The following is a 24,408-nucleotide window of genomic DNA, read 5'->3' on the forward strand; positions in this document are numbered from 1 at the left end:
AGGCCCTGTCTTCATGCACAGCCACGACAGAATCACCCGCCCCGAGGGCCACTTTCGATCACACCGCACTCAAGATCGATAGGACAACGTCTTCTGAGGGCACGCCGGAGGAGTCGGGCAATAGGCTTGGGCATACGTTGGTCAGCTCCCTAGAAGCTGGTCGGCGAGCCCCGGTGGTCCGGTCCTACGCGGTCCACCGGGGCGTCTTGTCGAGTGGGGCGGGAAGGTGTGCGGGCTGGATGTCCGGGCCCGCTGCCTGGTCGGCGATGTCCAGGGCGAGGGCGGTCATCAGGGCCTGTGCGAGGAGTTGGGCGGCTTCGGGGCGTACGGCTCCGAGGCAGACCAGGCCGTCACCATCGACGTTCACGTCCGCCTTCAGCCCGGGAAAGTCAGCGTCCAGGCCGAGCGCCCGCAGCCTGTCCGCCAAGGCCCCGGCACTGCCGTGCGCGTGCGACCAGCCCCGTACGTACGCGACCCCGGGCAGGAGGTCTTCCGCGCGCCTCCTGATGACGCCTCTGCGGTCGGTCATGCTTCACGCTCCTGATCCGGGGCGTCGATGACCGGGGCAGCCTGGCGGGTGCACACGGCGTCGACGGGCCATTCGCACGAGAGAGCGCGGTCGAGCAGCGCCGCGAGGCGGTCTGCCGTTTCGGGCGATACGCGGCCCAGTTCGACGAGGCCGTGACCGAAGGCGTTCATCTGCGCTTGGAGGTAGGGGAAGTCCTTCTCCAGTCCGGCGGAAACGAGGGCGTCACGCAGGGCCGCTGTCGCGTTCCGTGCGGCGTACCAGGGCTCGCTGTCGGCGGGTGACCAGCGTGCGGCGTCATCCTGCATCGGGCCGTGCCTCCGCCAGTTCCTCGCGGGCCGCCGCTTCGTGCGTCGGGTACTGCTCGCCGTACCGGTTGATCCGCTCGATCAGGTTGTTCGCGGCGACGAGCATCACGGCCAGGGCCACGACCCTCAGCGGGGAAGCCTCCGGACGGTGTGCCGGAGCGGCAAGCCACTGGTAGCGGTCCCCGGCCAGGGGCAGCGGTCCGGGTGCCACGACGCAGGATCCGGCGTCCAGGTACTTGAAGACCGGTACCGAGCCGTTCTCGGCTTCCCTGCCGAGAACGCGTTCGAAGCGCTCCCGGGACCCCGGGCTGAGGAAGAATCCGACCTGTCGGGCTCCCATGTCCACCATGGCCGGGCCGAGCGGCATCTCCCGCCGCCTCAACTGATCGAAGACCTCCAGTCCCGTCCGCTGGTCAACCGCCACCACGTCGAAGTAGCGGCCGGTCGAGAACGTGTGAGGGGCCCGGGGGTCGCCCTTCCACCGGGCCCGGCAGGCCGCCGGATCATCGGCGGCGGCGGACAGCCACTCGATGCCGCGTCTCGTCATCGTCTGCACGTCGTTTCACCTCGGTCGGTCCTACGGCGACCGGTTGGGCCGTCGTACGACCAGCCTTGCGACGAAGGACCAGGTCAGGGCAGATGACGACAGGTGACGAGGGGTGACGTACACCCGCCGGCCCGGCACCGCTCGTCACCCCCACATCGAGGGAATGCCGCCTGCCAGGTGAGACACGAGCGCCCCAACTACCCATACTTCATGGGAAGGTAAAGACCCTTGTCAGGAACTCCAGCCGGGGGAGGCGGAGACCACGACCAGCACACAGCGGATCGGCGCGGTACTGCTCGACGCTCGAACGAACCGGGGATGGAGTCAGCCACGGCTCATCCGGGAACTGCGGACCGTTGCCGCTCGACGGGGGCAGACCCTGCCGTCCGACGCCAGCGTGAAGCGCCGGATCGCGAGCTGGGAGAACGGCCACGGCGTCCCGGACGACTTCTACGGTCCGCTTCTGTGCGAAGCCCTCGCCCTGAGCCCGGCCGAACTGGGGCTCACCCAACCGGCAGCGCAGGACGTCTCCCTTCTGGACACGGGCTACCCCGACACTCCCGAAGCCGCCTTCACCGCCGTCGACCGGTTATGGCGCGCCGACCTCAACGGCTACGAACCCCTGCTCACCTCCGAGCCATCGGAACCCGCGTGGAACGAAGCCTCGCTCCGCTGGCTCGTCGCCCCCGCAGGAGCCTTCCCCGCCGAGCCGGGTGGCGACAGCCCACGGGTCGGGCTCGCGGATGTCGCGATGATCAAATCCACGGCCGACATGTTCGCCCAGCTCGACGACCGGTTCGGCGGAGACCACGCCAGACAGAGTCTGATCCAGTACCTCAGCCGCGATGTCGCCCCGCTCCTGTCCGGCCGGTACACCCAGGCCATAGGCCGAGCCCTCTTCTCGACGGTCGCCGAGGCCACGCTCCTCGCCGGATGGATGTCGTACGACGCCTGCCACCACGGTCTCGCCCAGCGGTACTTCGTCCAGGCCCTCAGGCTCGCGCAGGACGGCGAGGACAAGCGACTCGCCGGGAGCATCCTCTCCGCCATGAGCCACCAGGCCACCTTCCTCGGCCGCTACACGCAAGCGGCCACCCTCGCCCGCGCCGCCCGTATGGGCATCACCAGCGTCGCGACCCCGACCCTGCTCGCCCAGTTCCACGCCATGGAGGCCCGCGCGCTCGCCCGTACCGACGACACCCGCGCCTGCGAACTCGCCCTCGCGGATGCGACCCGCGCACTGGAGCGGCGGAACAGCGACGACGAACCGGAGTGGATCACCTACTTCGACGAGACCGAACTCGCCGCCGAGGCCGCCCACTGCTTCCGCGATACGAGCAGCGCCCGCCAAGCCGTCGTCTACGGGGAGAGCGCGATGAGCGGCAACCACGTACGCAGCGACTTCTTCGCCACCATGGTTCTCGCCGACGCACACATGCACGCCGGAGACCCGGAGGAAGCCTGCCGAGTCGCGGCGGACGCCCTCGACCTCGGCGAGCAACTGAAGTCAGCCCGGTGCGTCAGCTACCTCGCCGAGTTCCGCCGCAACCTCGCACGGGCATCCCAGACAGCCGCCGTACGCGACTTCCACGAGCAGGCCGCCGAACACCGCCTCTGGCTCGCGACGGAACAGCACACGACCGTCTGACGCACCTCAGACGGGCCGCCAGTCCTTCCGGCTGCCACCCGTCCTGAGCGCCCGGACCCGGCGCGCGAACTCCTCAGCAGATGGCGGATCGGTGGACACCCGATGCCCCATCCACAGCGTCATCTTCAGCTCGCGGAGATCAGCGAGCACCGGGTATCCCGGCCAGTTCATCAGGTCGAAGCCGTAGTAACGGACGAACGACTCGTACTCGGTACGGGTGTGCCAGCCGAACCGCTCGTAGTAGAGCGAGGTCAGCACGAGATCCCACTCCCGCTGTCCCAGCGAGAAGTCATCGAGGTCGATGAGCAGGGGCTTGCCGTGCCGGTCCCGGAGGGCGTTGCCGACGTTGGCGTCGCCGTGGATCATCCCGAAGTCGAGGACCCAGTCAAGCCGGTCGTACTCCTTCTGGATCCGCCCGGCCCGCTCCTCCAGGAACTCCAGATCCTCCCGGCCGACACCCGGCATGTCCCGCAGCGATTCCCACATCTCGCTGAACGGGTCGTAGTACGGCAGCCCCAGCGAATCCGGCTCCTCCAGCCAGTGGAGCCGCCGCAGCATGTCGCCCAGCTCCCCGAGCCCCGCGTACTCCGTCTCGTCCTGAGCACTCACCCAGAACGTCACCACCCGCCCACCGACAACGAGCGGCTGTTCCACCCCGGGCAGCACACGAGTCGCGGGAAAACTCTCCGCCTCCAGCCACCGGGCCACCCGTACGGCCCGCTCCATATCGGGAAGCGCATCCCGGGCCCTCGCGATCCGCACGATCACCGGCGAAGCCCCCAGCCGGTACACAGCGTTCGACCCCAGCCGCAGCAACTCCGCCCCGGCGGAGTCCACCCCGGCCACCCGGCACGCTTGCGCGAGCACAACCCCCGCCGCTTCCGCCGTGAACCCGCTTCCGCCCTCAGCGCCCGAAGTCATACAACGACGCTACAGGCAGCCGGAATCACCCGGTAGGCAGCGCTGAAGTACAGCAGCGAAGTACCGCAACCGGGCCAACCTCGGGTGCCCGTCAGGAGCCTTGAACACTCCACTGACCAGTGCGGGAGACCTCCCCGCCCCTCTGGCCGCAAATTCGGGACGAAGAGGTCGTGGGTTCAAATCCCGCCACCCCGACGCTGGTCAGCGGGCCATTCGCATGATCGCGAATGGCCCGCTGTCATGCCCGGGGGGCCAAACAGGGGGCCAAACGATTTTGATCAGGCCACCGCGTCGCCCTCTTCCTGGTCCTCCGTACCCTCCCCTTCCTGATCTTCGGCGAAGATGTCGTCCATCGCTTCGGCCCCCTCCGTGATCACAGGTCGGAGCTGCTTCCGGTAGACCGCTTCTGTGGTGGCCTGGCTGCTGTGGCCGACCAAGAGCGCGATGCGCTCCAGAGGGATGCCATGGTCGGAGAGCAGGGACACGAAGCTGTGCCGGAGCTCCCGAGGCGTCCATTCCGGCTTCAGCCCGGCTTTCTTCACGATCGCCTTGAAGTCGCGTCGGACGTTGGCAGCGTCGAGCGGCTCGCCGCTCCGGATCGTGAAGACACGACCGGTGGGACTCCACTCCATCCCTCGCGATGCCCGCTCCTGCTTCTGCCACCGCAGGTGCTCTTCGAGGACGTCGACCACTTGCTTGGGCAGAGCGATGGTCCGGCGGCTCTTCCTGGTCTTGGTCTCACCGGCGCTTACGGACCGAACGCCACACCGCGACGTGAGGCGGAATGCCGTCTTTCGTCTCCAGAAAGACATGGTCCCAGGTGAGGGGCCGTGCCTCTTCTGTGCGGACACCGCTGAGGAGCGAGACCACGAGATAGGCGTACAGCCGCGACGGGCGCGCGGCGGTGAGCACGGATTTCGCCTGCTCCAGGTTGAGTGCCTTACTCGGTCGGCCCGGACGTCCTTCGGGTGCGGTGACGAGTAGGGCGACGTTCCGCGCGGCCTTGTCCCTGCGCTGAGCGTGCGCGACGGAGCGGCGCAGGATGGCGAGCAGGTCACGCAGGCTGCGCGTCGCGAGGAATTCGGCCCTGTCGTCCAACCAGTCATCGACATCGTCCGCGCTGAGTTCCTTCAGCTTGGCCTTGCCGATGAACGGGATCAGGTGCTTGTTCGCCATCGAGCGGTTCTTGCCGATGGTGCCCTTCTCGTCGCGTCCCTTGAGTCCGCGCTCCAACCAGTCGTTCACCGCGTCGGCCACGGTGTAGTTGGCAGGTGATTTGACGCCGGTCTGCAACTCCTTCTTCAAGTCACGGATCTTCTGGCGGACTTCGGTCTTCGTCTTGCCGTACACCTTCGGCCGACGGCGATTGCCGTTGGGCGCGTAGCCAAGGGACACCGCCCCTACGTAGCTCTTCTTCGCGGCATCCCAGTAGATCGTGTCCGCACCGTGCCCGGCCCGCTGGGCGCGCTTCGGCGTCTCGGTCATGTTGTGTTGTGCCTCCATAGGTCGGGGCCGCGCCGTGTGGCGCGGCCCCTGGCCGCCCGGACCTCGCACCTGACCGGCTGGATGGCGTACGACGCGGGGCTGCGGTCCGCGGGCCAGCGGTACTACGTCGGGGCGCTTCGCAGCGCCCGTACCGGCGGGGACGACGCCTTCGGCGCCTTCATCCTGACGGAGATGGGCGTCCACGTCTCCGAAGCCGGACTCACGGCCGAGCGGGTCGACCTGATCTCGACCGGCATCGACAACGCTCCCCGCACCCTGTCACCCTCCGCCCAGTGCTTTCTCTACCTGCACAAGGCAGAGGCGCTGTCGCGCGACGGCGATCACCAGAGAGCCGGCACAGCCCTCAACCGCGCCGCTTCCCTCTGGGAGCGCCAGACGGCGGGCGACGCCCCCGACTGGCTCGACTGGTTCGGCGAGGCACAGGTGAAGTCGACAGAGGGCAAGGTGCTGCTCCGCGCGGGGCAGGTGGAGCGGGCGACACGTTCCCTGGAGACCTCCGTCGAGCGGGCGGCACCCCGGGACAAGGCCGTCCGTTCCAGTCGACTGGCCGAGGCCCGGCTGGCCGGTGGTGACCTGGACGGAGCGCTGGACGCCGCGAACTACGGCGCTGCGCTCCTGGAGGACAAGGTCGGCTCCGTGCGGGCGCTGGACCGCTTGAAGGAGTTCTCCTTGCAGCTCGAACCCCATCGGGCCGTCCCGTCCGTGCGGGAATTCCGCGAGCGTCTCCAGGCAGTGCCCGTGGCGGCCTGATCGCCGCTGCTCAGATACTTGCCCCTCGGAACGAGCGTCCGTGAATGCCAGGATGGGCGGCATGACGGTGATCAACGGTGAGGTCGCGGCAGGGTTCGAACCGGTACGGGAGGCGTTCGCGGCGAACTTCGCCCATCGCGAAGACATCGGCGCGGCGGTCTGCGTCTACCAGGACGGCCGCCCCGTAGTGGACCTGTGGGCCGGTGTCGCCGACCCGAACACCGGCCGCCCGTGGGAACGGGACACCCTTCAACTCGTCTACTCAGCGACCAAGGGAGCGACAGCCACGGCGGCACATCTGCTGACCCAGCGCGGCGCGCTGGACCTGGACGCCCCGGTGGCCGACTACTGGCCGGAGTTCGCTGCGAACGGCAAGGCGGAGATCCCGGTGCGCTGGCTGCTGTCCCACCAAGCCGGCTTGGTGGCCCTCGACCGGCCGGTACCGATGGCGGAAGCCCTGGCCTGGCACCCGATGACGGCGGCCCTGGCCGCCCAGTGCCCGCAGTGGACTCCAGGCACTGCACACGGGTACCACGGCCGGACATGGGGCTGGCTGGTCGGCGAGGTAATCCGCCGGGTGTCCGGCCGCACGCCGGGCCGCTTCTTCGCCGAGGAGATCGCCGCACCGCTCGGTCTCGACTTCTTCATCGGGCTACCGCCCGGTGAACGCGACCGGGTCAGCGGCATGGTGTACCGGAAGCCGGACATCGACCTCACCACCGTGCCCGAGGAGGCGGTCCCCGAAGACCTCCGTGACCTCGTCGCCGCCTGGCGCGACCCGAACTCGCTCAGCAACAGGGCGTTCGCGGTTACCGACCCGGCGAACATCGACTTCGACTCCCCTGAGGTTCAGGCCGCGGAACTCCCCTCGTCCAACGGCATCGGCACCGCGCACGCCCTGGCGCGCATGTACGCCGCGCTGATCGGCGAGGTGGACGGGGTCCGCCTGCTCACCCCGGAGACGCTGGCGTCGGCGACCGACGAGCAGGCCGACGGGCGGGACGAGGTCATGCTGGTGCCGAGCCGTTTCAGTTCCGGATTCATGCTGCCCACCGACGACGTTTCCATGGCCGGACCGGCTGCCTTCGGTCACACAGGCCGCGGGGGCTCACTCGGCTTCGCCGACCCGGAGCACGGCATCGCCTTCGGCTACGTCATGAACCACATCATCGGTGGGCCAGACGACATTCGAGCGACAGCGCTGGCAAAGGCAGTACGCGGTTCGCTGGCCTGAGTTCTTGGGTGTAACCAGGTCGGAGACCTCCTGGATCCAGTAGGTCCCCGACCTGCTTCTGTACGCCTCAGGCGCGCTCTGGGCGCAGATGGCGGGAGGCTGCCAGGCAGGAAGACAGCCATGTCGCCTCAGACCGATTGATGATCAAGTCGGCCACAGTGATCATCCCTTCCATGTCTCCGTCGAACCGTATCGAATGATCGCCGACCCGGGCCATCTCCCAGTCCGCGTCGCTGTGCCAAAGCCGGGCGGTCTTGTCGCCCCGCCGCTGGGCGAAGACAATTTCCTCGCCGTGTTCGTTCATGAAGTAGCCGACGTAATCCTTGTCACTGATGGTGCCACCGCAGAGCCTCGCCAGAAGCGGCTCGATCGCGGGAGAATCGCCATTCATGCCATGTGCCCCTCATCTTGTCCGGAGGTGTGCTCGGCCGACGAAAGCGCCAGCATCCGTTCCGCAGACTCCAGCAAGGTCTCGTAGGTGATGACTTCTATGCGTGCCAGGTGCGTGTTGTAGGTCCGCAGCGTGTCAGCGACCTCCTGCGGTGTGACCCCCGCATTCACGTATTGTGGATGCCCAATCACGACAGTTGCGGAAGCTCTGCGTGTATCGACCCCGTACCGCGCAAGGATGGTTTCACGACCCTCGTCCAAGATCCGTAGGTAGTTCTGCGTCTGTGAAACCGCATGGTGGACAGGGGCACCCAGCATGAGTTGGCCGCTGGGCCGGATGACCAGTTTCTCGATATTGGCGCGCTTGAGTTCCACAACGTGCAAGGAGCCATCCCCTCGCAGCAGCGGAATGTCGAGAATGGTGTCCTCCGTGTACTGGCGGCGTGCCAGCTCAGACACGAAGGCACCACCAAAGATCCACTCTTGATTCTTAAGACAGGCGTGCAGGGCATGCTCAGAACTATCAGGGCGGTCCACTTCGGCACGCAGAGAGGCAAGGCCCGCCCGTCTGGCCCTCAGTTCCAGCAGTTGGGCCAGCATTCCAGCATCCGCGTCTTCCAGGAACTCGCTCATCATACGGGCGGTCTCGGCGGAGGCCGGCCGAGGCAGGTCCCGCAGGATCAGCTCCATGTGCCCGTACTCCTGAAGGCGCTTGAGGTACTTGGCGGGCAGTTGGATTCCGCCTTCGCCATCCCCGATACCCAGATGATCGATGGACCGGGCGATGCCACGGAAGAGAGCAAGGGCGTCGGTGACACTCGCATCAGGATTCTCGGCGCGCAGCGCCTCAAGGGCGGACACGGCTCGATCGGAGCCCATGGCAGCCATCCGCCGCATGTACCCCTCGCTCCGCTGGCGCGCCCCTGCGTCGTAGTAATTCTCAAGGGTGTCGAGGAAGAGTTTGCCGCCCGCATACCCGGCGAATCTCTGGAAGCGCAGGGCAAGCGCGAAATCCTCATGAAGCAGGCACTCTTGGGCAACATCCTCTAGAGCATCCACCAGCGGTCTTCCCTTGCCGTACGTTCCGCCGAAGCGATTGCCCATGATCCGCAGCACCGCGTCGATCCGCTCATGTACGGCAGCGTGATCGGTAAGCTTTCGCGCTTCTTCGACCATGATCTTGAGTGAGAAGCTGGACCGGAATATCGCCATACCGGGACCCTAGAGGCCAGCACTGACAACGGTACACAGCAAGCCTCGCAGGAGACCCGCACCCGACCAGTCAGCCCGCGTCTACAGAGGCACCCTCGTGAGCGAGGCCAGACGCCAGGCGGTCGAGGCCGACGGCGGACGCCGAGATGGATGTGGAGGTTCACGAAGGAGCCCTACTTGCAACCGGCACGCGTAGCTGCAAAGCGTGGCACCTGGGAGCCATTCGGGGAGCCGACTCGCTGCCCAAGCCCGCGTGAGACCACTCCGCACCCACCGACACCAAGGCCCTGACCAGGGAAAATGCCATACACGCTGATGTCGATCCCGACCGAACCTCATTCGGGACGAAGAGGTCGTGGGTTCAAATCCCGCCACCCCGACAGAGAAGTACCAGGTCAGGGGCCTGATCCGCACAGCGGGTCAGGCCCCTGAGTGGTTCCTGGAGATCGCTTGGGTGGAAACTGGGAGAAGATCTTGGTCGGCTTCCCCCAGGAGCAGTCTCCAGTGCCGCAGGAAGAGCGGCGCCTACGCGCCCTCGGACCTGCGCGTTCGCGAATCCAGGGCCCGTAGCTGACCAGGCACATCGCGGCGGGCCGCCCCCAACGGTCGTGAGGAACACCGCATATGGCAGGTCATCGCTCAGCGTCTTCCCACGACCATGCCCGTACGCTCGCCCAGCACGTACGTGCGTTGCGGGAGGGTCGGGGGTGGACGCGGGAACGGCTGGCCAAGGAGGCGGGCATCGCCGTAGGGACGCTGGGCCGTCTGGAGAGCGAGGGAACTATCCAGCCAGGTTTCTTCACCGTCGGCGCGGTCGCCAAGGCTCTTGCGATCTCCCTCGATGATCTGTTCGAGGCGGCCCAGGCCCCGCCCGTCACGCCCGGCCTCTGGTCAGCCGGATACGAAGGGCGGGACATCGACTCGTTCGTCGCCTCGCTCGTCGACAGCCGCATCGGTGTCGTGGCGGATGTACGGCTCACCCCGATCAGTCGCAAGAAGGGCTTCAGCAGGACCCGCCTCGGAGAGGCTCTGGCCGAGGCCGGCATCGAGTACACACACCTGCGTGGCCTGGGCAATCCGAAGGACAATCGCGAGCCCTTCTGGGACGGCCGCGTCGAAGTGGGGCGGGCGCGCTTCCGTGGCATCCTGCGGTCCGAGGAAGCCCAGGCCGACCTTGACCGCCTCGCGGAGCACGCCCAAGCGTCGCGGGTAGCGGTGCTGTGCTTCGAGAAGGACGAGAGCCGCTGTCACCGGCAGGTCGTCCTGGAGACGGTCCGCAGCCGGGTCTCGGTCCCGGTGAATCCCCTGGTCTGACTTCGCCCCCGGGGAGACCGATGGAGGGGGCACGCCATGGCGTCGTCGGCATTCGGGAAGCGGCAGCGCGCACGGATCCTGATCACGGTCAAGACGTATCCGGAGCCGTCCAACAAGTACCGCGAGACCAGCTGTGTGGCCGACATACGCCTGGACCAGGACGAGCCGCAGCACGTACGGCTCTTCCCGGTGCCCTTCCGGCTCCTGAGCGAGGAGGCCCGGTTCTCCAAGTATTCGATCACCGAAGTCGACGTCGAACCGCACCGTCCGGAGCGGGACTCACGCCCGGAAAGTCTCCGGCCTCACCTCGACACGTTGGAGATCGTGGGGGAGGTGCCATCCGACGGTGGCTGGAAGAAGCACTACCGATATGTGGAGCCGCTGGTCGCACCGTCCCTCGGCGTCTTCCGACCCGCCGAGATCACCCGCTTCCGGCTGGAGCCCGCCGAGCCCTGGTCCGTCTCCAAGGCCGCGCTGGCCGACCAACTCGACCTGTTCGAGCAGGAACTGAACCCGCTGGAGTGGGTACCGCTCGACCTCCGCTACGGCTTCCGCTGCGCCGACGACGACTGCCCCACCCACGACATGGGGCTGAAGGACTGGGAGGCCGGCCAGTCGTACCGCAGGTTCCTGCGCAAGTACGGTGAGCGCGGGGTCCGTGAGGCACTGCGCGAGACTTGGTACGACCGATGTGCGCTCCGAACCGGGCCGTCCACTTCTTTGTCGGCAACATCGCGGCTCATCCCAGGACCTTCATGCCGCTGGCTGTCTTCTACCCGGAGCGGAAGGTCGTCCAGTACGTGCAGGACAGCCTGTTCGGTGAGTGACGCGCCCCTGCCTGAGATTCAGGCGAACTTGCTCTGCCGCTGCGCGTCGCTCATTGTCTGACGTCCAGGAATGAGGTCGTCACAACCGGGGATCTTCCGTCAGACGCCCTTACTCTTCCGGCCGTTGCTGCCAAGCACACCGGCTGGAGCGATCCCCGCTGGGACGCTGAGTTCATCCGCTTCAGGTCCCGGGCGCTCATGCCGAACAGCACATTCGGCTATGCATACCTGAAGCTGTAGTCGGCGATGAGAGCGGTGGCGATGAACTCGCCATTGGTGACGTACGCGCCGGTTGTCCGCTCCATCACAGGTTTCACGGTGTCCGCTCAGCTTTTTGTTTAACCGGCGCGCCCGTAGTGCTCTTCGAGTGACTCGGCGCGTTTGACGGTTTTGCCCACCCCGTGACGGGGTGCGGTCGTGCGGTTCTTCGAGCCGTTGGGGCGCCCAGGGCCGGGACGGGAGGGTTTGGGTGCGCTGGCCGGACGGGCCGTCTTCGCTCGGAGGTGGCGAAACGCCCGCCGGACTCGGGCCGGGGTCAACCGGTGTGGTGGCAGGGGTTTCTCCCAGGGGCGGCGGAGATCCTCGGCCAGCGGGCGGGCGAGACGGAGTTGGGTGTGGGCGGCGATCATCAGCCAGGTCCACAGGTCGGCTGAGTGCGGGTCGCGGACCTTGGGGCGGGTCCAGCCCAGGGTCTGCTTGAGCATGCGGAAGGTGTGTTCAAGGTCGAATCTGCGGAGGAACGCCTGCCAGCGGACATCGACGTCATCACCGCTCAGGCCAGTGGCCGAGGACCACAGCCAGACCGGCTTCGGGTTCCGGTCGCCGGGCAGGTACTCGACGGTGAGGCGGATCAAGGTGCCGTGCAGGATGGGGAGTTCGTCGAGCTGGGCGATCCAGGCATTTCGACGGGTGAGGCGGGGGTGGAGGCGGTCCCATGCCTGCGCGGTCGCCTTGCCGTAGCGGGCGGTGTCGGTGACGGTGGCGCTCTCGGGTGTGTGCCAGGTGTCGGGCTTGGACAGGGTGAACGGGGTGCCGTGCAGGCGGGGGCGGCCGCCCTTCGGAGTGGAGCGGGCCGGACCGGCGTCGCGGGCCAGGACCCGGTCGGAGCGCAGGCGGCCGACCAGCTCGACGGGCAGGCCGGCCAGGAGGTAGGCGAGTCGGGGTGCGTCGTAGCCGGCGTCGGTCACGATCAGGATGTCGGGATCCCCGGTCTTCCAGTGTCCGGCGTCGGTGATCCGGGTGACGACCTCGCGCAGCTGGGTTGCGGTGATTTCGGCGGCGTCGTCGGCGGGGCCGAGCCGGATGGCGTCCAGCAGGGCTGTCCAGGAGGTCCGGCCCGATTCCAGGGCAGCGACGAAGGAGTAGGGCCAGCCGGGCACGAACTGGTCACTGCTGCGGCCCGACCGTCCGTACACGTGGCAGAACAAGCGCTCCGGACTAGTGACAGCGTCGGGACGCAGCCACGGGGAGACATCAACAGCGAGCACGATCCGCCCGTCGGCCGCGCGGGGCAGCGGCATCGAGGCGAGCAGGTTACGGAAGCGGGCCGGCTCGAGCCATCCGGTGTTCAGCGCGTTGTACATCGCACCGTGACCGCGCTGCATCTCCGCCGTGAGCGTGAGCTCGGGCAGCGAGGTGACCGGCCCGTCCGAGCACAGCACCGCATCGGTCAGCTCGAAGAGCGCGTCCGCACGGGTGTACAGACAGTCGTAGAAAGCGACCCGAAAGCGGGATAGCACCGTGAAGGGATCGACCTTCGCAGGCTCAGCGGGCAGACTCGTCACAGCGACCGTCCTCTCACGCTCCGTTACTCGACATCTCGAAGCGTGAAGGACGGCCGTTCCTCCTGTCCAATCAAGACCACGCCCTCAACCAGCAGAAACGCAGGCGAGGTTAAACAAAAAGCTCAGGGGCGGAGCAGAGGAGAGTGGGTCATCGTCTCTTGAACTCCACCGGGCCTCCGTTCATCTCGATGGCACCGTCCGGGTGGAAGACCGGGCGGCGTTCCGTCATGCGGGCGCTGTACGCCTCGATGTGCCGGATGGCCGCGCCGTCGGGGGAAGTGAAGTCGACAAGGGCGATGGCGACCCAGTAGCGGGTCTTGGTGTTCTCGAAGAGGGGGACGGTGACGGTGGAACCCCGGCCGTCCGTGACGACGACCTTCGCGCCGAAGCTGCGGAAGGAGCCGAATCCGTTGCTGACCGCGGAGTACGCGCACAGCAGTACGTAGCCCTGAGCGTCGGGGCGGACGATGCGCACGGTTTCTCTGCCCGGTAGGCGGGAGTCGCCGTCCAGGCAGATGAAGGGCTGATTCTTCAGGGAGCCGAGGTGCTTGTAGTAGATGACGTCCCCGCGTTTGGCATCAGCCGTGTCCGGAGTTGTGCCGCCGACGCCCGAGAGCGGGTCGCCCTGGGGGATATGGCCGGACTTGACGAGGGTTCCGGGCGCCGTCGCGCCGCGCAGCGCCTTCGTGGCGGGCACGAAGAGCGCGTACAGATCGAGGTCGGCCCCCTTTTTGCGGCGCTGCTCGCTGCCGCCGTCCCATTCGAGCGACGCGGTGACCACGAGTTCGCGGTCTCGTTTGTCCAGGCTGATCGATGCCTGGCCGCCCTTGTCGAGGCTGATGCTGCCGAGCGGCGGCTTGATCAGATCGACCGGGGGTGTGGGAGCGGACACCGGCGCGGTGGGTGCGGTGGCCTTCGGCGCGGTGGGGGTGCCGTACGCGGGTCCGTCCGTGTCGGTTGCGTTCGTGTGGTTCGGTACGGACGACAGCCCGGACGGCCCGGATACGGGGGGTTTCTCGGGCTCCTCCACACGTACGCCGAAATCGACGGCGAGACCCGCCAGACCTTCGGCGTACCCCTGTCCGATGGCTCGGAGCTTCCACGCGGGACCCCGGCGGTAGATCTCCACCAGGAGCACGGCGCGTTCGCCGTCGGTGAGTGGCGGAGGGCGGAATCCGATCGGCTCGGCGCCGTCCTGCGTTACGCGTACCGCAAGGTCCTTCACCGTACGGAAGCTGCGAGTCCGGTCGTCGGGGTCGCAGCTTCCGACCAGGACCACCCGGTCCACGTCCGCGGGCAGGGCAGCCGGGTTCACCTCGATGCGTTCAAGGGCGTCGGCGGCGGCGGGCAGGTGCCGCACCGCGCCGGATTCGGCGTCGGGCTGGTTGTAGAAGACCATGTCGTCGTCGGACCTGACCTTGCCGTCCGCGCCGACCAGCAGGGCGCTGAGGTCGACCGGGTCACCAACGCTGTGCAGTTCGGCGGTGATACGGCCGGTGCCCACGACCGTGTTCCCACCCTTGTCGAGTTCCGCCATGCCACAGCACCCCCACGCATCCCCGCCCGGCCATCCCCTTGGGTCATTTGTCATATCACGTAACCACAAGTGGAGGGCATCATCCGACCAGGCGACCGCGGGGCCACGAGCGGAGGACCATTCCGGTTGTCTCCGTGTCAGGGAATTCCCAGGAACCACACCTTCAGCTTCGTGAACACCCATACCCTCGGCTGGCCCGGCTCGTTAGGTTGGATTCCGCGCCAACCGCCCCCCAAGCGTGCGCTCCCCCTCAGGAGATACGACATGTCGAACTCCTCGCCCAAGCCCCTATCCGGGTTCTCGCGGAGAAGGGCCGCCGTCGCCGTGTTCGCCGTCTTCGCGATCACCGGGCTGTCCGGTGCCCAGTCCGGAGCCGTCGCCGACGAATCCGTCCGAGGCAACGGACTGGCCGTCGCTGCCAATTCGTCCGCCGGCACGGCACCCGAAACCGGCATCGGCACTGGCACTGGCACTGGCACCGACACGGCCGAGGAATGCCCGCTGGAAGTCGCCCCGCGCGTGGTCGCCCAGCTCGACATCGACTCCGGGCAGCAGCCGGAGAACATCACGGCCGACCCCGACGGATCCGTTCTCGTCACCTTCGCCACGGCCCGCCAAATCGCCCGGATAGCGCCGGACGGAACCGTGCGCGTCCTCGCCACCGTTCCCGCGCCGCCCCCGGAAGCCGAGACACCGGCATTCGGGGAGCCCTTCCTCGGTGGCATCGTCCGTGCCGACGACGGCACTCTGTACTTCCTGTACGCCACCGGCACCCCCGAACTCACCGGCATCTGGCGGCTCTCCCCCGGCTCCGGCACCCCCCGCCGCATCACTCCGCTGCCCGCCGACGGACTGCCCAACGGCCTCGCGCTCGACCCCCGTTCACGGCAGCTGTACGCCACCGACTCCGTCGGCGGCACGATCTGGCGCGCGCCCCTGTCCGGCGGTACGGCCGTGCGCTGGAGCGAGGACCCCGCGCTCGACCCGGCAGCGGGCCCGGACGGAGGTTTCCTGGGCGTCAACGGCATCAAGGTGCACAACGGTTCCCTCTGGGTCACCAATCACGACCGCGGTACCGTCCTGCGCTTCCCCCTCGCCGCCGACGCGTCCACGGCCGCCGCGGGGAAGCCGCGGACGGTGGCCGAGGGGCTCGGCGAAATCGACGATCTGCTGTTCACCGGGCGCGGAAACACCTTCCTCGTGGCCGGGGTGACCGACAGTCGTATCGACCTCGTACGCGACGACGGCACCCGTACCCGTCTGCTGACCGAGCGGGACGGCCTCCAGAACCCCACCTCGCTGGCCCGCCACGGCTCCACCGTCTCCATCGCGAGCGCCGCCCAGTACACGCTCACCGACCCCAACGTCCTCCGCGTCGAACTGCCCGATCGGATCTGACGGCACAGAGCGAAGGGGACCGATCCACCGTCGTGGACCGGCCCCCTGGATAGGAGTGCGCCTCAGAACAGCGGCTCCTTGCTCTCCGGCCGGTAGACCGCCAGGGCCCAGATGATGAAACCGTTGATGGCGATCATGATCACCGACCAGATCGGCAGATACGGAAGGAACAGGAACTGCATGACGAGGCCGATGGCCGCGATCAGGATGCCCGTGTACCGCGCCCAGGCCATGTTCTTCAGCACGCCCAAGCCGGTGACCACCAGACAGACACCGATGGCCAGATGGATCCAGCCCCAGCCTGTGAGGCTGATCCGGTAGACGTAGTTGCCGACGATGCCGTACACATCGTTCTCGGCGATCGCGGCGATGCCCTGCAGAATGGCGAGTACGCCGTTGCACAGCATCAGGACGCCCGCGAAGACGACCCCTCCCACCGCCCAGCCGCTGTTCCGGTCCGTGCCGGGGCCGGTTGCGGTCCTGTGCTGCGGAGTCCCGATCGGCTGCGATGCCTGGGTCATGGGGACTTCCCTTCTCGTCATCCCGTACGCCTGATACGGACGGTGTCTTGAGCCTCGGTCCCGTCTCGTGGCTCCGCCATCGGTGATCACCCGTTCGAGTGATGCCCCCGTTCCACCGGACCGCTCGCCGTCCCCGGCGCCCTGCCCGTTCTCGGGCCCTGGTCCGGCCCCTTGTCCGGGCCCTTGTCCGGGCCCCGGTCCTGGTCCGGGCCCGCCACCTCGCCCGCCCCCGGCTTCCCTCCGCCGCCGGGACTCTCGTCCAGGAAGTCGACGACGGCCAGGGCGAAGAGGAGTGTCAGCGCCAGACCGACCACGACCCAGGCGGTGGGAAAGCTCCACAGCAGATACGTCAGAAGAGCCGCGGCCACCAGCACCCAGGTGATCCATGGCCGGTACCGGTGGACCCACGGTCCGACGGGCCCGGTCCGCATACCCGCGCGGTCCGCCGTCGACCGGACCGCCGAGATGCCCGAATGCCACAGCTGTCGTACGAAGACGGCCCGTTCGCCCCTCCCGGTCAGCCACGCGGCGAGCGCGACCACCACCCCGAGCACCACCACCATCCGTACCGTCGTCCGCATCAGCCGGACCATCGCGTCGTACACCGCCCCGGCGGCGGGCGAGGAGACGTCGGCCGGCAGGGCGTCGAGGTAGATCGCCCGGAACACGGTGAGCGCCAGGCCGAGCAGCGCGGTGGCGAAGGCGACGCCCAGCGCCGAGGTGACGAACGTCCGGCGGCGGTTGACGGAGAGCAGGATTCCGCCCGCCACGAGGAGCAGCGCCAGTACGGGGAGCCAGAAGCCGGCGAGCTGGAGGATCCGGAAGCCGGTCTTGACCTTGCCGACGTCCTCGGAGCGGATCACCGTGAACTGGGTGTGGATTTCGGGGATCTTCCCGGCCACTGTGAGGCCGTCGGCCACCAGTCGTTGTTTGACCTGGTCGATGACCGGGGCGAGGTCGATCTGGACGGCGTCGTTCGTGAGCTTGACCGCACCCCCGCCGCTGCCGGTCAGGGCCTTGTCCACGGAGGCGTGGGCCTTCCGGTTGGCCTCGGTCCAGATGCTCTTGAAGGCGTCGGACGCGACCACGTCCTGCGCTCTGTCGTGGACGAAGCTTCTGACCGAGTTCTCCAGCGTGCCGCCCAGTCTGCCGAGTGCCTCCGCCAGCCGGGGACGGTCGGCGGGGGCCACGCCCGACAGCAGGGAGTTCAGATCGATGTGCTGCATCAGGGCGTTCGTCGCCCGGTTCGCGACGGCCGACTGGACGTCCGGGTTGGAGGCGAGTGGCGCGACCGTGGAGACATAGCGGTCGGTGTTCGCCACTTCCTGGGAGGCCCAGGCGGCGACGACGCTCAGCGGGGCGAGTACGCAGCCGATGACGATGAGCAGCGCGGAGCAGATGGCTCGGGCCCGTTGGCGGGCCGGGCGCGGGACGCCCTCCAGCGCGGCGACGCGGGAGCGGAGCCGCTCCAGCTCTGCGCCGTTCTCCCTGTCCCTCGCCGTGTTCCCCTCCGTGCGCTTCTCCCTGTTCCCCTCCGTGCCCGCGTCGTTCCCCTCCGTGCCCGCGTCCGGACCGGCCGTACGGCCAGGGCCGTCCGGTCCACCCGGTCCACCCGTCCCGTCCGCGCTGTCCTCACTGCCGAATCCGCCGTCTGTCGCATCCGCCATGACCGCCACCTCCGCGCCGCCGCGAACAGCCGCCATGGACCGGCCGCTGTGATGCGCGGTACGTGACCCCGCTCGCTGAAGCCAGCGAACCCGTGCCGGGCGGGGCGTGCGAGCCGCGTTGCCCCGTACGGGTGGTCGGTGCGAGCGGGCCGGGCCGCCCTCACCCATTCGGTCCCGTCCACGCGCAGGCACTCCCTCGCGGGCTTTGCATGGGGGCATGCGTACGCCCAGTTCCTCCGCCGCCGCGAGTCCCCCACAGAACAGGACAGGAAACGGAACCGGAACAGGAACAGGAACCAGATCGCCGAGGGGCCGTACGCGACCCGAAGTCCCGGGCATATGGGCACTGTCGGACGATCCTGGAGCAAAGGCGGAATCGGCGGCGCCGAATGAGTGAGCCCGGCGCCGGACCCGACCCCCAGGCCAGAAGCGGAACCGGAACCGAAACCGGAACGGAGACTCAGTCGGCGGTCGTTCCCGGTACCGCGAGCGCCGCTCCCCTCCGCGACGTCCTCCGCAGCCGCGGCTACGTCAAGCTGCTCCTGCTCTCGGCCGTCATCGGCGTGCCCATCGCGCTCGCCTGCTTCCTCTTCGTGAGCCTCCAGCACTGGCTCCAGCACAGCGTGTGGGAGACCCTGCCCGAGGCCGTCGGCTACGACGTACCACCGTGGTGGTGGCCCTTGCCCGCTCTGCTGCTGGCCGGTCTGCTGCTCGCGCCGATCGTCACCCGCGCCCCCGGCGGTGGCGGCCATCTGCCCGTGCAGGGGCTCGGCGGCCCGCCCACCAGCCCAAAGGAGCTGCCGGGCGTGGTCCTCGCCGCCCTCGCGACACTGCCACTGGGTGTGGTGCTGGGCCCCGAGGCGCCGCTCATGGCCATGGGCGGCGGGCTCGCCCTGCTCGCCGTACGGTCCGCGAAGCGCGCCGACAAGCCCGAGGCGGCGATGGTCCTCGGCACCGCCGGCTCCACCACCGCGATCTCCACCATCCTCGGCGGGCCCCTGGTGGCCGCCGTGATGATGGTCGAGGCGGCGGGCCTCGCGGGGCCGCAGCTGGTCATCCTGCTGCTGCCCAGTCTGCTGGCCAGCGGCGTGGGCGCACTGGTCTTCACCGGCTTCGGACAGTGGACGGGCTTCTCCGTCGGAGCGCTCTCGCTGCCCACCGTTCCGCCGAACACCGGGCCGGACGCCGGCGACTTCCTGTGGGGGATTCCGGCGGCCGTGCTCATCGGGGTGGTCCTGTCTGCCGCGCACCGCCTCGGCGGTCCGACGGCGTCCTGGGCCGAGCGGCGACCGGCGCTGCGTACCGTGGTGTGCGCGGTCGCCGTGGGCGTCCTCATCTCCGCGTACGCCCTGATCACCGGCCGCTCCCCGGCCGAAGCCGCGCTGTCGGGGCAGACGACGCTGGGAGCGCTCGCCGCGGACCCGCACGCCTGGTCGGTCGTGTCCCTGGTCGTGCTCATCCTCTGCAAAGGGCTCGCCTGGGGCATCAGCCTGGGCAGCATGCGGGGCGGCCCGATCTTTCCGTCGGTGCTGCTGGGGGCGGCGATCGGCATCGCCTTTTCGGGGCTGCCGGGGCTCGGTACGACACCGGGACTGGCGCTCGGGATGGCTGCCGCGACCGCGGTGGTCACCCGGCTGCCGGTCACCAGCGCCGTACTCGCCGCTCTGCTCCTCGGGCCCGACGCGGTGAATCAGATGCCGCTCATCACCGTGTGCGCGGTCGTCGGCTTCGTCACCGCGCAGCTTCTGGAGCGGCCTCGCGGGCGGCCCTGAGAGGGGGGACCGGTCGGTCCGGAAGGCCGGGGCGGAAGCGCCAGGCCGCCTGGCCGCCCGGGGCGGAAGCGCCAGGCCGCCTGGCCTGAAAGCCGGGCCGCCCGCCGCCTCCGCCCCGGCCCCCTCGGGCCCCTCGACCCCTTCCCGTTCTTCCCTACTCCTCACTCCTCGCCTTGGTCCGTCTGGCCCGTCTCCTTCGCCGGCACATAGAAGGCGGTCGTCCCGGACACGGCCGCCGCGACGACATCGTCCGGCGCGCCGGACGCCGCGTACGCCGCTCCCCACTTCTCGCTGCTCAGGGTCATGCACTCGCGCGCTTCATCGGAGACCTGCCACTTCGCCGGATCGTCGATCGAGCCGCCTCGCAGATGCAGGCCGAGGCCGAGCACCGTGAGGTCCCAGCCGACACCCACCGCGCCCGGTCCGAACTGGTCCCACATCTCGGGCGGTACGACCGCGACATGCTCCAGCTCGAACACGGTCCGGCCGTCGCCCTCGGGCGTCAGCCGCACCTCGACCTCGCTGAAACCGGGGTTCGGGCCGAAGAGCCAGCTCACCCTGAGCCGCTTCGGCGGCTCGCAGTGCAGGATCTCGCCGCCCGCGTTGCCCTCCAGCTGGTAGCTCCCGCCGAGCCGGAGATCGCCGCTGACCGGCAGAAACCAGCGGCTGATCCGCGCCGGGTCCGTGCAGGCGTCCCACACGTCCTCGGCGGTCGCGTCGTAGGTACGCCGCAACAGAATGGTGTGGGCCTCCTCGTCCCCCACGGGTCGGGTGCCGACCTGGCGGTGGATGTCATTGATCTGGTCGACGAACTCACTCATCGCTGCTCCTCTGCCGCTGCCGCGTGTCGTTGCTGTCCGTGTGGCCGGGGCGCTCGCGCAGCCGGGGCCGTTCGTGGTCGGGCCCGTTCGTGTGATCAGGTCCGTTCGTCAGGTTGGGGTCGTTCGTGTGATCGAGGTCGTTCCCGTGGGCTCTACACCGGTCGCCGTGGTGGCTCCGGCCCGTCCTGCTGTGAACGGTGTCGTGGCCGTTCGCGCGGCTCTTGCGCGCGGCGCTCGCGCTTGCCGCGTGCCAGTTCGGTGCCGAGCGCGTCCAGGCGTTGTTCCCAGAAGCCCCGGAACCGTTCCAGCCATCGATCCACCTCACGCAGGGGCTCGGCGTCGACCGCGTAGAGCCGCCGGGCGCCCTCGGCCCGTACAGAGGCGAACCCCGACTCCCGCAGCACTCGAAGATGCTGCGAGACGGCGGGCTGTGAGATCCCGAACTCTCTCTGGATCACCGCGCTCACCGCGCCCGACGGCTGCTCGCCCTCGGCGAGCAGCTCCAATATCCGGCGTCGTACCGGATCTCCCAGAACGTCGAATGCGTGCACGCCACCATTATGCAATCGCCGCTTATATAAGTCAAAACTTAGGCAATGGAGTGCCCCGGTGCGGGAACCGGAGCCACGGGTGCCTCGTTGACCTCAGTGGGCAAAGGAATCGTCAAGAGGCGCGGCCCGCGCCGGATTGCGCAGGGGATTTCCATGGGTGTCAGCCTTTCCAAGGGCGGCAACGTCTCGCTCACCAAGGAGGCCCCGGGCCTTTCCGCGGTCGTCGTCGGCCTGGGCTGGGATGTTCGCAGCACCACCGGGACCGACTTCGACCTGGACGCCAGCGCCCTGCTGGTGGACGGCAACGGCAAGGTGCTCAGCGACCAGCACTTCGTCTTCTTCAACAACCTGAAGAGCCCCGAAGGCTCCGTCGAGCACACCGGCGACAACCTCACGGGCGAGGGTGAGGGCGACGACGAGCAGGTCAAGGTCAATCTCGCGGGCGTGCCCGCCGAGGTCGAGAAGATCGTGTTCCCGGTCTCCATCCACGAGGGCGAGAGCCGCGGCCAGTCCTTCGGCCAGGTGCGGAACGCGTTCATCCGCGTGGTCAACCAGGCCGGCGGCGCCGAGCTGGCGCGCTACGACCTGAGCGAGGACGCCTCGACCGAGACCGCGATGGTCTTCGGCGAGCTGTACCGCAATGGCGCGGAGTGGAAGTTCCGCGCGGTGGGCCAGGGTTATGCATCCGGCCTGCGCGGCATCGCGCAGGACTTCGGCGTCAACATCTGATCGTCCGCCAAGCGGCCGACCGGCTCGCCAACCGACTCGTCAACCCGTCCGGCTCAGGGGCAGGTTGACGAGCCGTCGCCTGACGTTCGCGCAAGGGCCCGTCCCCGCCAGGGCGGGCCCTTGTCGCGCCCGGTCCCGGTAGGCCCGGCGAGCCGCGGGACCCCCGGCTACCCTTGGGCCGTACGTCCGGATCCGACGCCCGTACCCTCCCCCACGAAAAGGGCAACCATGGCGACCGAGGCTCCCGGGGGCTCCGGCCCCGACCGCACCCCCGGCCATGTGTCCGGCTCCGGGCTCCGGCCCGATCCCGGATCCACCGCCGTCGGCCATGCGTCCGGCTCCGGCCCCGCCACCGGTCACGACCCCGGCTCCGGTTCCGGCTCCGGCTCCGAGAGCGGCGCCTCGCCGGGTTCCCCGCCCCCCGGTGTAGAGGTGGTGTGGACCGGCCGGGTCGGCGTTCTCGCCGAGGACGCGCTCGCGCACCGCCACCTGCTCGACGCCGAGGAGTCCGCGCGCCTCGACGCCTTTCGCCGGCCCGCCGACCGGGACGCCTTCGCCGTCGCCCATGTGGCCCTGCGCCGACTCCTCGGCGACCGTCTCGGACAGTCCCCCGAAGCGGTCACGCTGGAACGCGACCCGTGCGTCCACTGCGGCGGCCCGCACGGCCGGCCCGTCGTCCCCGGAGACGCGGTGCACTTCTCGCTCTCGCACACCAGCCGCATCGCCGACGGCATGGTGGTGATCGCCCTGGCCCCGGCCCCTGTCGGCGTGGACGTCGAAGCCGTACCCGGCGCCGGGACCATCACCGACGTCTCGTCCCAGCTCCACCCACGGGAGCGTACGGAGCTGGCCGCGCTGCCGACCGCCGACCGGGCCCTCGCCTTCACTCGCTGCTGGACCCGGAAGGAGTCCCTGCTGAAGGCGACCGGTGCCGGAATCGGCGGCGATCTGTCCCATGTCTATGTGGGGGCCGGCCCCCGGCCCGCCGCTGACACGGGCTGGTCGCTCACCGATCTGCCGGTCGATCCCGGCTACGCGGCGGCCGTCGCCGTACGCCTCGAAGGTCCGTGATGCATCTCGGAGGTCCGTGAGCCTCAGAGGTCTGTGAGCCGAAGACCGCCGCGTCGCCGGAACCGGCCCGGCGGCGAACGGCCGGGATCGTGATACGCGCCGGACACTGGCCGAACGGACCGGCCGTAGCGGAGACTGCGGGAATGGAGTTCATCGTCTTCATGACTCTCCCCGGTCTCGTGATCTTGCTGACGGTGGTGGCCTTCGCCGATCACCTGCTACGCGCGACGGGCCGCGGCAAGCGGAGAGGGCAGGTGTCCGCGACCGGGTTCGAGCAGTTGCACGCGACGTTCTCGGCGGGCAAGCAGAACGAGCTGAAGGAGCGGCAGAGCGCGCTGGTGCTCAAGGACGACGACGAGGACGGCGCGCCGCCTCATCGCTCCACGGTGGATCTGGACGGGGGTCTGGCAGTCGTGCGGCTGCCGGCGGCACCGGAGAGCCGGCCGAAGAGCGGCTGAGAACGGGCCCGGCCCTCCCCCGCCCCCTGCCCCCGCACCGCCGGGCTCAGCCCTTGGACGCCTTCAGCGAGTACATCAACGGAATCCTCGGCCGGTCCGCCGGGAAGCGGTAGTAGCCGTCGCCGGACCGCGAGAGCTGCTCGAACCGGTCGAACAACGAGACATCGTGCTCGTGCAGGAACTCCAGCCGCAGCCCCGCCCCGGCGAGCGCGGAGACGACCTCGCCGATCGGATGCTGCCACTCCACGGTCCGGTTGTTGACGGTCTCGGCGTTCAGGTCCGCGTAGCTGCCGGACATCTCCTCCACCCATGGCGCACGCGAGAAGTAGTCGTGGACGACCCGTGAGCCGGTCTCGTCGTCGAGGGCGTCGGTCAGCGGGTGGAACTCGGCGAGGTACAGAAACCCGCCGGGCGCGACGAGCGAGGCGGCGGTCTCGGCCCATCGGGTCATGTCCGGAAGCCAGTTCAGCGCGCCGACACCCGTGTAGACGATGTCGTACGAGGGGTCCGGCACGGCTTCGGCCGCGTCGTACACATCGGCGGCGACGAACGCGGCCCGCTCCGGCCCGAGCCCGAGATCCGCGGCGAGCGACCTGGCCGCGTCGACGGCCGGTTCGGAGAAGTCCAGCCCCACGACCTGCGAGGCGCCGCGCCGGGCCCAGGAGAGGGTGTCCAGGCCGATATGGCACTGGAGGTGGAGCAGCGTACGCCCGCTGACATCGCCCACCTCGGCGATCTCGAAGTCGCGCAGGGAGTCCTTCCCCGCACGGAAGGAGCCGAGGTCGTAGAAGTCGCTCGCGACATGGATGGGGACGCGTTCGTCCCAGTTGGAACGATTGGCGTCACGCCAGTCGGAGGGTGGTGAGGAGTCCATGCACCCGAAGTTATCCACAGGCTGAGGACGATGCGAACGGAT

Annotated in this window: 22 protein-coding genes and 2 pseudogenes; 10 read left to right on the top strand and 14 right to left on the bottom strand. The window is 68.8% G+C overall.

What is annotated here, in order from left to right; all coding sequences use genetic code 11:
- Positions 1 to 184 precede the first annotated feature (184 nt).
- From ACWEFL_RS24315 to ACWEFL_RS24325, 3 genes are read right to left on the bottom strand one after another with little or no spacing between them, the layout of a single operon-like run.
- Positions 185 to 529, bottom strand: coding sequence for a hypothetical protein (locus tag ACWEFL_RS24315; protein ID WP_451716313.1), 345 nt, complete (start codon positions 527 to 529; stop codon positions 185 to 187).
- Positions 526 to 834 carry a hypothetical protein gene (locus tag ACWEFL_RS24320; protein WP_451716316.1) on the bottom strand — a complete coding sequence of 103 codons (309 nt, stop codon included), beginning with the start codon at positions 832 to 834 and terminating at the stop codon, positions 526 to 528. The genes ACWEFL_RS24315 and ACWEFL_RS24320 overlap by 4 nt, the downstream gene beginning before the upstream one ends.
- Positions 824 to 1,381: a bifunctional DNA primase/polymerase gene (locus ACWEFL_RS24325; protein ID WP_451716560.1), complete on the bottom strand. Its 558-nt coding sequence runs from the start codon at positions 1,379 to 1,381 to the stop codon at positions 824 to 826. The genes ACWEFL_RS24320 and ACWEFL_RS24325 overlap by 11 nt, the downstream gene beginning before the upstream one ends.
- 397 nt (positions 1,382 to 1,778) lie before the next feature.
- Between ACWEFL_RS24325 and ACWEFL_RS24330 the strand changes: the two genes are divergently transcribed.
- Complete coding sequence (locus tag ACWEFL_RS24330; protein ID WP_451716319.1) at positions 1,779 to 3,029, top strand: hypothetical protein; 1,251 nt, start codon at positions 1,779 to 1,781, stop codon at positions 3,027 to 3,029.
- A 6-nt stretch (positions 3,030 to 3,035) separates the two neighbouring features.
- Here ACWEFL_RS24330 and ACWEFL_RS24335 read toward each other — a convergent pair whose 3' ends face one another.
- Positions 3,036 to 3,950: a phosphotransferase enzyme family protein gene (locus tag ACWEFL_RS24335; RefSeq protein WP_451716322.1), complete on the bottom strand. Its 915-nt coding sequence runs from the start codon at positions 3,948 to 3,950 to the stop codon at positions 3,036 to 3,038.
- Positions 3,951 to 4,228: 278 nt separating this feature from the next.
- Positions 4,229 to 5,435, bottom strand: a pseudogene (locus tag ACWEFL_RS24340) (site-specific integrase).
- A gap of 48 nt (positions 5,436 to 5,483) precedes the next feature.
- On the opposite strand from ACWEFL_RS24340, the pseudogene ACWEFL_RS24345 reads away from it, so the two are divergent.
- Both ACWEFL_RS24345 and ACWEFL_RS24350 read left to right on the top strand, forming a co-directional pair.
- Positions 5,484 to 6,206, top strand: a pseudogene (locus ACWEFL_RS24345) (transcriptional regulator); the annotation flags it as partial.
- A gap of 61 nt (positions 6,207 to 6,267) precedes the next feature.
- Positions 6,268 to 7,440 carry a serine hydrolase domain-containing protein gene (locus tag ACWEFL_RS24350; protein WP_451716325.1) on the top strand — a complete coding sequence of 391 codons (1,173 nt, stop codon included), beginning with the start codon at positions 6,268 to 6,270 and terminating at the stop codon, positions 7,438 to 7,440.
- Positions 7,441 to 7,507: 67 nt separating this feature from the next.
- On the opposite strand, the gene ACWEFL_RS24355 is transcribed toward ACWEFL_RS24350, so the two are convergent.
- Complete coding sequence (locus ACWEFL_RS24355; RefSeq protein WP_451716327.1) at positions 7,508 to 7,831, bottom strand: hypothetical protein; 324 nt, start codon at positions 7,829 to 7,831, stop codon at positions 7,508 to 7,510.
- Positions 7,828 to 9,042, bottom strand: a complete 1,215-nt coding sequence (locus ACWEFL_RS24360; protein WP_451716330.1) for a Shedu anti-phage system protein SduA domain-containing protein — start codon at positions 9,040 to 9,042, stop codon at positions 7,828 to 7,830. Before ACWEFL_RS24360 ends, ACWEFL_RS24355 begins: the two co-directional genes overlap by 4 nt.
- A gap of 624 nt (positions 9,043 to 9,666) precedes the next feature.
- On the opposite strand from ACWEFL_RS24360, the gene ACWEFL_RS24365 reads away from it, so the two are divergent.
- Together ACWEFL_RS24365 and ACWEFL_RS24370 are read left to right on the top strand one after the other, a co-directional pair.
- Positions 9,667 to 10,356 carry a DUF488 family protein, N3 subclade gene (locus tag ACWEFL_RS24365; protein ID WP_451716333.1) on the top strand — a complete coding sequence of 230 codons (690 nt, stop codon included), beginning with the start codon at positions 9,667 to 9,669 and terminating at the stop codon, positions 10,354 to 10,356.
- A gap of 36 nt (positions 10,357 to 10,392) precedes the next feature.
- Complete coding sequence (locus ACWEFL_RS24370; protein WP_451716334.1) at positions 10,393 to 11,244, top strand: hypothetical protein; 852 nt, start codon at positions 10,393 to 10,395, stop codon at positions 11,242 to 11,244.
- A 277-nt stretch (positions 11,245 to 11,521) separates the two neighbouring features.
- On the opposite strand, the gene ACWEFL_RS24375 is transcribed toward ACWEFL_RS24370, so the two are convergent.
- Together ACWEFL_RS24375 and ACWEFL_RS24380 are read right to left on the bottom strand one after the other, a co-directional pair.
- Positions 11,522 to 12,967 carry an NF041680 family putative transposase gene (locus ACWEFL_RS24375; protein WP_451716337.1) on the bottom strand — a complete coding sequence of 482 codons (1,446 nt, stop codon included), beginning with the start codon at positions 12,965 to 12,967 and terminating at the stop codon, positions 11,522 to 11,524.
- 148 nt (positions 12,968 to 13,115) lie between these two features.
- Positions 13,116 to 14,504: a TerD family protein gene (locus ACWEFL_RS24380; protein WP_451716340.1), complete on the bottom strand. Its 1,389-nt coding sequence runs from the start codon at positions 14,502 to 14,504 to the stop codon at positions 13,116 to 13,118.
- Positions 14,505 to 14,768: 264 nt separating this feature from the next.
- On the opposite strand from ACWEFL_RS24380, the gene ACWEFL_RS24385 reads away from it, so the two are divergent.
- The gene (locus tag ACWEFL_RS24385) at positions 14,769 to 15,902 is read left to right on the top strand and encodes an SMP-30/gluconolactonase/LRE family protein (RefSeq protein WP_451716342.1); all 1,134 of its coding nucleotides are present in this window, start codon (positions 14,769 to 14,771) and stop codon (positions 15,900 to 15,902) included.
- Between the two features lie 62 nt (positions 15,903 to 15,964).
- Here ACWEFL_RS24385 and ACWEFL_RS24390 read toward each other — a convergent pair whose 3' ends face one another.
- Positions 15,965 to 16,423 carry a DUF7144 family membrane protein gene (locus ACWEFL_RS24390; protein WP_451716343.1) on the bottom strand — a complete coding sequence of 153 codons (459 nt, stop codon included), beginning with the start codon at positions 16,421 to 16,423 and terminating at the stop codon, positions 15,965 to 15,967.
- Positions 16,424 to 16,509: 86 nt separating this feature from the next.
- Positions 16,510 to 18,090, bottom strand: coding sequence for a hypothetical protein (locus ACWEFL_RS24395; RefSeq protein WP_451716346.1), 1,581 nt, complete (start codon positions 18,088 to 18,090; stop codon positions 16,510 to 16,512).
- A 389-nt stretch (positions 18,091 to 18,479) separates the two neighbouring features.
- On the opposite strand from ACWEFL_RS24395, the gene ACWEFL_RS24400 reads away from it, so the two are divergent.
- On the top strand, positions 18,480 to 19,862 hold the full coding sequence (locus ACWEFL_RS24400; RefSeq protein WP_451716349.1) for a chloride channel protein: 1,383 nt from the start codon (positions 18,480 to 18,482) through the stop codon (positions 19,860 to 19,862).
- Between the two features lie 161 nt (positions 19,863 to 20,023).
- Here the strand turns inward: ACWEFL_RS24400 and ACWEFL_RS24405 are convergent, their stop codons facing one another.
- Positions 20,024 to 20,683, bottom strand: a complete 660-nt coding sequence (locus ACWEFL_RS24405) for an SRPBCC family protein (protein ID WP_451716350.1) — start codon at positions 20,681 to 20,683, stop codon at positions 20,024 to 20,026.
- Between the two features lie 152 nt (positions 20,684 to 20,835).
- Positions 20,836 to 21,234, bottom strand: a complete 399-nt coding sequence (locus ACWEFL_RS24410) for an ArsR/SmtB family transcription factor (protein ID WP_451716353.1) — start codon at positions 21,232 to 21,234, stop codon at positions 20,836 to 20,838.
- Between the two features lie 153 nt (positions 21,235 to 21,387).
- Between ACWEFL_RS24410 and ACWEFL_RS24415 the strand changes: the two genes are divergently transcribed.
- From ACWEFL_RS24415 to ACWEFL_RS24425, 3 genes are all read left to right on the top strand, one after another.
- Positions 21,388 to 21,963, top strand: a complete 576-nt coding sequence (locus ACWEFL_RS24415) for a TerD family protein (protein ID WP_451716356.1) — start codon at positions 21,388 to 21,390, stop codon at positions 21,961 to 21,963.
- Between the two features lie 228 nt (positions 21,964 to 22,191).
- The gene (locus ACWEFL_RS24420) at positions 22,192 to 23,034 is read left to right on the top strand and encodes a 4'-phosphopantetheinyl transferase family protein (RefSeq protein WP_451716358.1); all 843 of its coding nucleotides are present in this window, start codon (positions 22,192 to 22,194) and stop codon (positions 23,032 to 23,034) included.
- A 143-nt stretch (positions 23,035 to 23,177) separates the two neighbouring features.
- Positions 23,178 to 23,492, top strand: a complete 315-nt coding sequence (locus ACWEFL_RS24425) for a DUF6191 domain-containing protein (RefSeq protein ID WP_451716361.1) — start codon at positions 23,178 to 23,180, stop codon at positions 23,490 to 23,492.
- Positions 23,493 to 23,538: 46 nt separating this feature from the next.
- Here ACWEFL_RS24425 and ACWEFL_RS24430 read toward each other — a convergent pair whose 3' ends face one another.
- The gene (locus ACWEFL_RS24430) at positions 23,539 to 24,366 is read right to left on the bottom strand and encodes a class I SAM-dependent methyltransferase (RefSeq protein ID WP_451716362.1); all 828 of its coding nucleotides are present in this window, start codon (positions 24,364 to 24,366) and stop codon (positions 23,539 to 23,541) included.
- Positions 24,367 to 24,408 lie beyond the last annotated feature (42 nt).

It is taken from the genome of Streptomyces sp. NPDC004838 (genome assembly GCF_053600955.1).